The following is a 7157-nucleotide window of genomic DNA, read 5'->3' on the forward strand; positions in this document are numbered from 1 at the left end:
GGCGATTTCGACGCTCCGGCAACCGTGTTGGACGTTCAGCGCACCAGTTCCGCCGCGAGGGCGGCGGCGCCGACGAGGCCGGCGTCGTCGCCTAGTTGGGCGGTGCGGATGCGGGCGAGGGGGCGGTAGCCGGCGCCGGTGATCACTTTCTTGTAGTGGTCGCGGGCGTCGTCGAGGAAGAGCGGGGCGGACTCGGAGACGCCGCCGGCGATCACCACGACCTCGGGGTCGTAGACGTCGGCGACGAGGGCCAGGCCTTCGCCGAGCCAGGTGGCGAGCTCGGCCATGGCCAGCTGGGCGAGGGGGTCGCCGTCGCGGGCGGCGGCGGCCACCTTGCGGCCGGTCACCGCGCGGGAGTCGCCGGCCGCCTCGCGGGCCAGGACCGTGGAACGGCCGGGGTGGCGGGCGAGCAGCTCGACGGCCGTCGTGCTGAGCGCGGTGCCGCTGCAGTACCGCTCCCAGCAACCGGACTTGCCGCAGGAGCAGGGGCGGCCGCCGGGCACCAGGCACAGGTGGCCGAGCTCCGGGGCGACGCCGTGGGCTCCGCGGAACGGGGCTCCGCCGAGCAGCAGCCCGCCGCCGATGCCGGTGCCGATGGCGACCAGGACGGCGACCCGGGCGCCGCGGGCCGCGCCGAACCGGTACTCGGCCAGCAGCGCCGCGTTGGCGTCGTGCTCGAGGACCACCGGCAGGCCGAGTCGGTCGGCGATCCGGTCCGCCACCGGCGCGCCCCGCCACGCCAGGTGCGGGGCGAACATCACCGAGCGCCGGTCCCGGGTGACGAACCCGGCGACGGCGAGCCCGACCGCGCCCACCCGGTGCCGCTCGACCAGGCTCGTCACGACGGCGACAATGGCCGCCTCGAGCGCGGCCTCGCCGGTGGGCGTCGGCGCCCGCGCGGTGTCCAGCACCGTCCCGTATCCGTCGACCAGGCCCGCCCGCACACTGGTGCCCCCGATGTCGACCCCGACCGTGGCCGTCAACCGGGGTTTCCTTTGCGGCGCACGGGGATCCGCTGCACCCGGGGCGACTCGCGGGGCGGTGGCCGGAAGCCGGGCATGTGCGGCACCCCGGGCTCCCACCGGTCGGCGAGGACCGCACGGAGGAGCGCCACCAGGTCGGCGGCCCGCTCCAGCCCACGAGTCGCGAGTTCCGAAGGTTCGCCCCGGACCAGGGCGAGCACCGCGCACACCGGGCACCAGCCCGGAGTGCCGGCGGGCTCGGCGTGCTCCTCGTGTGCGGTTGTGGCCACCTGGTCGAGCCATGGCCCGGCCCGGTCGGCGACGGCGTCGAGCAGCAGCCGCAGCTCCTCGACCAGGCGCGAACCCGGGCCCCGCGTGTCGGAGGTGGTCACGGCCGCTCCGGTGCGAAGCGCAGCGTCAGGCCGGTGGCGTCGGACTCGGCGTCCACAACCGTGAACCGGCGCAGCAATACGGGCAGCGCGACAAGTCTCCGGACGCCGTCCACGGTCACCGCGAGATCGTCCCCTACCCGGACGAGATCCAGGTCGGTGGCATCGGTCAGCGGGATGGCGATGGTCAGCACGTAGCCGGCCCCCTCCGCCCGGACGGCCAGCAGCGGTCCAGATACGTGGACGCGATCCAGCGGGTCGGACGCGGTGTACAGCTCCGCCGCGAGCTCCAGAAGTGCCGCCGTGCCAACGGGTTCCGCGGCGCGATGCTCCACGGCGTCGACCGTCAGCGGGGTGGACGCGGCCAGCTCGGCCAGCACCGCGTCCTGCTCCGCGCGCCGGGTCCGCAGCCAGTGCGCCGCCGGACCGAGCCCGAGGCGACCCTGCGGCACCAGCCGGTTCGCCACGATCCGGTCCACGTGAATGCCCCGCAGCGCCAGCGCCGTGAGCGTGCGCCGGGTCTCGGCGACGACCAGGCGCTCGGGGGTGAGCACCATCCGGACGCTGGCCACGTCCGGGTCGGTCAGCAGCCGGCGCAGCGACGCCAGGTGAGCCGCGAGACGGCCGACTGGACCGCGATTCTCACCTGGGGGCTCAGCCCCCAGACCCCCCTCTGCCGGATACATCCGGTTCAGATACGTGGACACCGCCTCGGGGAGGGCCAGCAGCCGGAGCGTCTCCGCGGTCGGACCGCAGTCGACGACCACGACCTCCCACGGCCCGGTGTCGGCCAGCCGCGCCACCTCGGTCAGCGCCAGCAGCTCGTCCACCCCGGGGAGCACGGTCAGCTCCTCGGCGTCCAGCGCGTCCAGGCCGGCGCCGGCCAGCACGGTGCGCAGCTGGCCGCGCAGCTCGTGCCAGGAGCGGTCGACGAGCCGCCGGGTGTCCACGTGCGCGGCGAACAACGAACTGTCCACTTCGGACGGTTCGCCGTCCAGCGGCACGCCGAACGCGTCGGCCAGCGAGTGCGCCGGATCGGTGGACACCACCAGGGCCTTGCACCCGCCGGCGGCCAGGCGGGCGCCGGTCGCCGCGGCGAGGGTGGTCTTGCCCACCCCGCCCTTGCCGGTGAACAGCAGGATCCGCAACGGCGTTAGCCGCCTTCGACCCTGCGCTTGAGCTCCTTGAGGGCGGTGTCCATGATCACCTTTTCGGCCTTGCGGCGGAACAGGCCGATCATCGGCACCACGAGCTGGACCGAGAGCGTGTAGGTGACCCGGGTCGCCTCGCCCTGTGGGGTGAGCAGGTACTGCCCCTTCTGGGCGCGCTGCATCTGCCCCTTCACCAGCGACCAGTCGACCGAGAGCCCGTCCGCGGCCCAGTCGTAGGCCAGCGTGTACACGTCCTTGAACGGGCCGGCGTCCAGGGTGAACCGCACCTGCCTGGCGGTGCCGTCCTCGGCGGTCTCCAGGATCTCGGTCTTCTTGACCGCGCCCGCCCACTCCGGATACGCGGGGAAGTCCGCGATGACCGCCATGATCGCTTCCGGTGGGGCGTCGACCACGATGGACTGGGTGGACTCATCGGCCATGCGGGGCAGGTTACAGGTTTCACCAGCGGAGCACGTACGGCCGCTCCGTGCGCTGGAAGTGCCCGACGTTCACACATTCGGTGCGCCCCACCCGCATCCGCGGCGCCAGCGGCTGGTGCACGTGACCGAACAGCGACCAGCGCGGCCCGCGGGTGCGGATCAGCTCCAGCAGCGCGGCCGAGCCGTACTCCGACCGGCGCGCGACCACGTCGTAGGTCAGCTCCGGCACATCCGGCGGAATGTGGCTGCACACCACGTCCACCGGGCCGAGGGCCTCGACCGCCGCGGTGAACTCCGCCGACGTGCGCAGGTAGGGCCGGAACACCCCGGGCCGGCGGCGCCGCACGGTGACGATGCGCAGCCCGCCGCCGACGAAGCCGAACCGCAGCCCGCCCAGCTCGACCACCTCGCCGTCCACGATCCGCACGTTCTCCCCGGCGTACTCCGGCCACAGCGCCGGCGTGTCCACGTTGCCCGGCGTGGCGTAGGTCGGCGCGGTCATCGCCGCGAACAGCTTCGAGTACTGCTCCCGGACCGCCTCCTCGACCACCCCCGCGGGGTCGGTCAGGCTCGCCCATAACGACGTCGCGTACTCGACGATCTCCGCCGCCCGGTGCTCCCGCCGCAGCCGGGCGAACGTCGCCACCTTCTCCGGCCCGAAGATCGCGCCGAGAATGCCGCCCGAATGATCGTGGTAGTCCACGAAGTCGATCAGATCCCCCAGCACGACGAGCGCGTCCGCCCCGTCGCCCGCCCGGGCCAGCGCGTCGACGTTCCCATGCACGTCAGACACCACATGAACCCGCACAGCAACATTTCCCTAACCTCGATCGCGCAGCGCGCGTACAACATTACGTGGGCTCCGGCGCGACTCCGGGGCGGCGGCCGTTTTCCAGCTCGGACTTCAGGCCGAGGGCGATGGCCTTGGCGGCCAGCTGGCGGCGGGTGCGCTCGCGGCGCAGGGTCCGGGGGCGGGCCTGGGCGGGCAGGTCGGCGCGCAGGAAGTAGTGCAGCAGGGTGCCGTCGAGAACGGGTTCGAGCCAGACCTCCATGGTGCCGGTGAGGGCGCCGCTGACCGTCCAGCGCTGGCCCTGGTCGCCGCGGTCGGCGTAGACGCGCAGGTCGAGGTCGGGCCAGAGCCGGCGCCAGGCGGCGGGCTCGGCGAACACCGCGGCCACCAGCTTCGGCGGCACGGCGAGAAACGTCTCGTCGACGACGTCCAGGTCGGGCACCCGTGCAGCTTCTCACGAGGGCCGGCACTAGGTTTGTCGACGTGTCGAGCACGGGGGTGTCGGTCACCGACGAGGAGAGCCTCACCGACATGGTGTGGGCCAACGCCGAGCGGTTCGCCGACGCGGTCAGCGTGCGCCGGCACCTCGACCATTCCTGGCTGGACGTCACGGCCCGGGAGCTCGCCGCACACGTGCTGGGTGTCGCAAAAGGACTGATCGCCGGCGGGCGGGCGCCGGGCGACCGGGTCGGTTCGCCGCCCGAGGCGAGCTACGAGTGGGCCGTCGCCGAGTTCGCGATCTGGACCGCCGGCTACGTGAGCGACCCGGACGGGCCGCCGCCGGACCTGGACGGGTTGACCGCGCGCGGCGCCGCGGTCGACGAGGGCACGGCACACGCGCGACGGCTCGCGGTGCGGGCGGGCGACCAGGCGACGGCCGGGCTGACCCATGGTGAGTTGCTGGGCGAGGTGCGCTCGACGATCGCCCGGTACCGGCACCTGTTCGGTGCCGGGAACGCGATGCTGGTCGCGGCGCCGCCGGCGCAGCACGCCGCCCGCGTGCTGGCCCTGTGCGGGATCTACACCCGCACCACGCTGGCCCTGGGCACCGCCGGCGACCTGGGCACGTTCCGGCCGACGGTCGTGGTCGCCGGGTCCGAGCTGCTCGAGGAGGTGCTCGACGCGGCGCGCCGCCGGGCGTATGCCGAGGACCGCGGCGGGCTGTTCGCCGCCGCCGAGGCGGTCGCGGTGGAGTACGGGCGGGCGCTGGCCGGGCCGGGCCCGAACCTGGCGCTGCGCGGAAAGCACCTGGCGGCGAGCCGGTTCGTCTACCCGAAGGTGCGGGCCGCGCTCGGCGGCCGGTGCACCACGGTGACCTGCCTCGGACCCGGCGTCAGCGAGCGCCTCACCCACTTCTTCCGCGGCATCGGCGTCACCGTCCACTCCGTCTGAGCAACGCGCCTGCCTGCCCGTGCACGAGCGCTGGCCGGGCGGGCCCGCGGCGGACATCGTTGCGCTCGTGGAAAAACCCGGATACAGCGTCGTCACCACCGAGCTCACCGCCTACGCGCGGCACACCAGGCAGCTGGCCGGCGAGCTGAACCGGCTGGCCGGGCACACGGTCAAGCCGGTCGGCTCGATCGACGAGGACGCCTTCGGCCGGATCGGCAAGGAGACCGGTTTCGCCGTGGCGCTCAACCATTTCGCCGACGCCCTGCTCCGCCAGCTCGACGGCGTGGCGAAGAACGCGGACACACTCGGCGACGGCGTGGCCAAGACCGCGCGCACCTACCAGACCCAGGACCAGGAGCTGGCCCAGGACATCCTGGACCTCATCAACTAGGAATCCATAATGGACAGTCGACAGATCGCCCTGAAGGTGGCGGAGCAGCTCGTCGAGCACCGCAACCGATTGGCCGGCAAGGCCGACGACGTGCAGCGGGTCCAGCACGCGCTGGAGACCGCGGCCCGGACGGTCACCGAGCACCGGGACGAGCACCGGCGCAACGCCGCCACCGCCACCAGCCACTGGAACGGCCAGAACGCGAGCGCCTTCGATCGCCGGGCCACCCGGATGACCCGGTCCCTGGACGTGACCGCGAGCTCCACCACGAGCGGCGCGACCATCGTGGCGACCGCCGCCACATCCGTGGACGGCGGCCACAAGGCGGTCACCCGTCTCGTGGACGAGTACCTGTCCAAGGCGACGGCCGCGCTGGACGCCGGGCGCGCGGTCAAGGGTGCGGGCGCGCAGGCGGCCCTGATGCGGGCGGTCGGCCAGGTTGTCGACCTGGTGCGCGGCTACACCGGCGAGTCGGCCAAGCAGCTCGCCGCCGTGCAGCACCAGCTCCGCGAGTCGGCCACGCAGCTCAAGGCGCTCGAGCGCACGGTGGAGCAGGACGGCATCGTCGACCCGAAGACCCGGCACCAGGCCAAACCCAAGCACAAGAAGAAGGACCGGCCGGACCGCAAACCCAAGAAGCCCGGCAGCCAGCCGAAGACCCACTCCGGCACGACCAACAAGATCAAAAAAGTGGCGCAGAGCCAGCTCGGCTACCACGAAGGGCCGGGCAACCAGAACAAGTACGGCCCGTCCGTATCCTGGTGCGCGCTGTTCGCCACCTGGGTCTGGCGACACTCCGGTGTGGACATTCCGAGCCTGGCGTTCACCGGGGACGTCTACCACTGGGGCCAGCAGCACCATCTGGCCTACGACAGCCACCATCTGAGCCAGGCCCGCCCCGGCGACGTGCTGCTGTTCGGCACCGGCCCGCAGAGTCCCAGCACCAGCACGCACATCGGGATCGTGGAAAGCGTGCACGGCAACCAGGTCACGCTGATCGAGGGCAACTCCAGCGACCGGGTCCAGCGGGTCACCCACACGCTGTCGCCGTCCACGTTCTACGGCGGGGTGCACCCGCGATGAGCGAGATCACCGGCACCGCCCGTGGCGAGTGCGGCGTCGAGGTCACGGTCAACCTCGACGGGATGATCACGGCCGTCACCCTGACCGACGCCGCACTCCGCCTCGGCGCCGACCGGCTCACCCACCAGGTCGCCGGTGTGGCTTTGGCTCTGGGCCTCGACATCCTCGAACCCGTCGCCGGCGACGCCCTCCTCGAGCTCCTCGTCCCGAACGAGCCACCCGGCCCGCCCGCCGCCGGCGACGACTTCGCCACGATCGAAAGCTGGGCCGTCTTAGTACGGCAGCCACACTTCGTCACCATGTTGGCGTCTCACGTCGCCGTGTTGGCGCGCCACGTCGCTGTGTTGGCGTCTGGCGTGCGTGTGTTGGCTGGTGACGACACCGCCGGACACCGCTGACGGCAACTCCGACACACACCCGGCCAACACGACGACGCCCCAAGCCAACACAGCGACGCCACGAGCCAACATGGCAACCTGAGCGGCCAATATGACGATGTCAAGGGCCAACACACCGAACTGCCCATTCGCCCCATCGGGCTGATCGAACACTCTTTGCG

At 72.6% G+C, this 7157-nt stretch carries 10 protein-coding genes; 4 read left to right on the forward strand and 6 right to left on the reverse strand.

The window, feature by feature from the left end:
* Nucleotides 1-35 precede the first annotated feature (35 nt).
* From VGR06_RS14285 to VGR06_RS14310, 6 genes are read right to left on the reverse strand one after another with little or no spacing between them, the layout of a single operon-like run.
* Nucleotides 36-983, reverse strand: coding sequence for an ROK family glucokinase (locus VGR06_RS14285; protein WP_327559546.1), 948 nt, complete (start codon nt 981-983; stop codon nt 36-38).
* Nucleotides 980-1354, reverse strand: coding sequence for a hypothetical protein (locus VGR06_RS14290; RefSeq protein ID WP_327559547.1), 375 nt, complete (start codon nt 1352-1354; stop codon nt 980-982). Before VGR06_RS14290 ends, VGR06_RS14285 begins: the two co-directional genes overlap by 4 nt.
* The gene (locus VGR06_RS14295; RefSeq protein ID WP_327559548.1) at nt 1351-2499 is read right to left on the reverse strand and encodes an ArsA family ATPase; all 1149 of its coding nucleotides are present in this window, start codon (nt 2497-2499) and stop codon (nt 1351-1353) included. The genes VGR06_RS14290 and VGR06_RS14295 overlap by 4 nt, the downstream gene beginning before the upstream one ends.
* Before the next feature lie 5 nt (nt 2500-2504).
* The gene (locus tag VGR06_RS14300) at nt 2505-2942 is read right to left on the reverse strand and encodes an SRPBCC family protein (RefSeq protein WP_327559549.1); all 438 of its coding nucleotides are present in this window, start codon (nt 2940-2942) and stop codon (nt 2505-2507) included.
* 19 nt (nt 2943-2961) lie between these two features.
* The gene (locus VGR06_RS14305; RefSeq protein ID WP_327559550.1) at nt 2962-3750 is read right to left on the reverse strand and encodes a metallophosphoesterase family protein; all 789 of its coding nucleotides are present in this window, start codon (nt 3748-3750) and stop codon (nt 2962-2964) included.
* Between the two features lie 43 nt (nt 3751-3793).
* Nucleotides 3794-4174: a polyketide cyclase / dehydrase and lipid transport gene (locus VGR06_RS14310; protein WP_327559551.1), complete on the reverse strand. Its 381-nt coding sequence runs from the start codon at nt 4172-4174 to the stop codon at nt 3794-3796.
* Nucleotides 4175-4215: 41 nt separating this feature from the next.
* On the opposite strand from VGR06_RS14310, the gene VGR06_RS14315 reads away from it, so the two are divergent.
* The 4 genes from VGR06_RS14315 (at nt 4216) to VGR06_RS14330 (ending at nt 6996) form a co-directional block, all read left to right on the forward strand.
* Complete coding sequence (locus tag VGR06_RS14315) at nt 4216-5124, forward strand: AMP-binding protein (protein ID WP_327559552.1); 909 nt, start codon at nt 4216-4218, stop codon at nt 5122-5124.
* 67 nt (nt 5125-5191) lie between these two features.
* The gene (locus tag VGR06_RS14320) at nt 5192-5515 is read left to right on the forward strand and encodes a type VII secretion target (RefSeq protein ID WP_327559553.1); all 324 of its coding nucleotides are present in this window, start codon (nt 5192-5194) and stop codon (nt 5513-5515) included.
* Nucleotides 5516-5524: 9 nt separating this feature from the next.
* Nucleotides 5525-6598, forward strand: a complete 1074-nt coding sequence (locus VGR06_RS14325; protein ID WP_327559554.1) for a CHAP domain-containing protein — start codon at nt 5525-5527, stop codon at nt 6596-6598.
* Nucleotides 6595-6996 carry a hypothetical protein gene (locus VGR06_RS14330; RefSeq protein WP_327559555.1) on the forward strand — a complete coding sequence of 134 codons (402 nt, stop codon included), beginning with the start codon at nt 6595-6597 and terminating at the stop codon, nt 6994-6996. The genes VGR06_RS14325 and VGR06_RS14330 overlap by 4 nt, the downstream gene beginning before the upstream one ends.
* Nucleotides 6997-7157: the final 161 nt, after the last annotated feature.

The organism is Actinophytocola sp. (genome assembly GCF_036002505.1).
Classification (GTDB): Bacteria; Actinomycetota; Actinomycetes; order Mycobacteriales; family Pseudonocardiaceae; genus DASYTH01.

Excerpts from the sequence above, each read along its gene's own strand:
- VGR06_RS14300 (WP_327559549.1), bottom strand. The coding sequence starts at position 2,942 with ATGGCCGATGAGTCCACCCAGTCCATCGTGGTCGACGCCCCACCGGAA.
- VGR06_RS14325 (WP_327559554.1), top strand. The coding sequence starts at position 5,525 with ATGGACAGTCGACAGATCGCCCTGAAGGTGGCGGAGCAGCTCGTCGAG.
- VGR06_RS14330 (WP_327559555.1), top strand. The coding sequence starts at position 6,595 with ATGAGCGAGATCACCGGCACCGCCCGTGGCGAGTGCGGCGTCGAGGTC.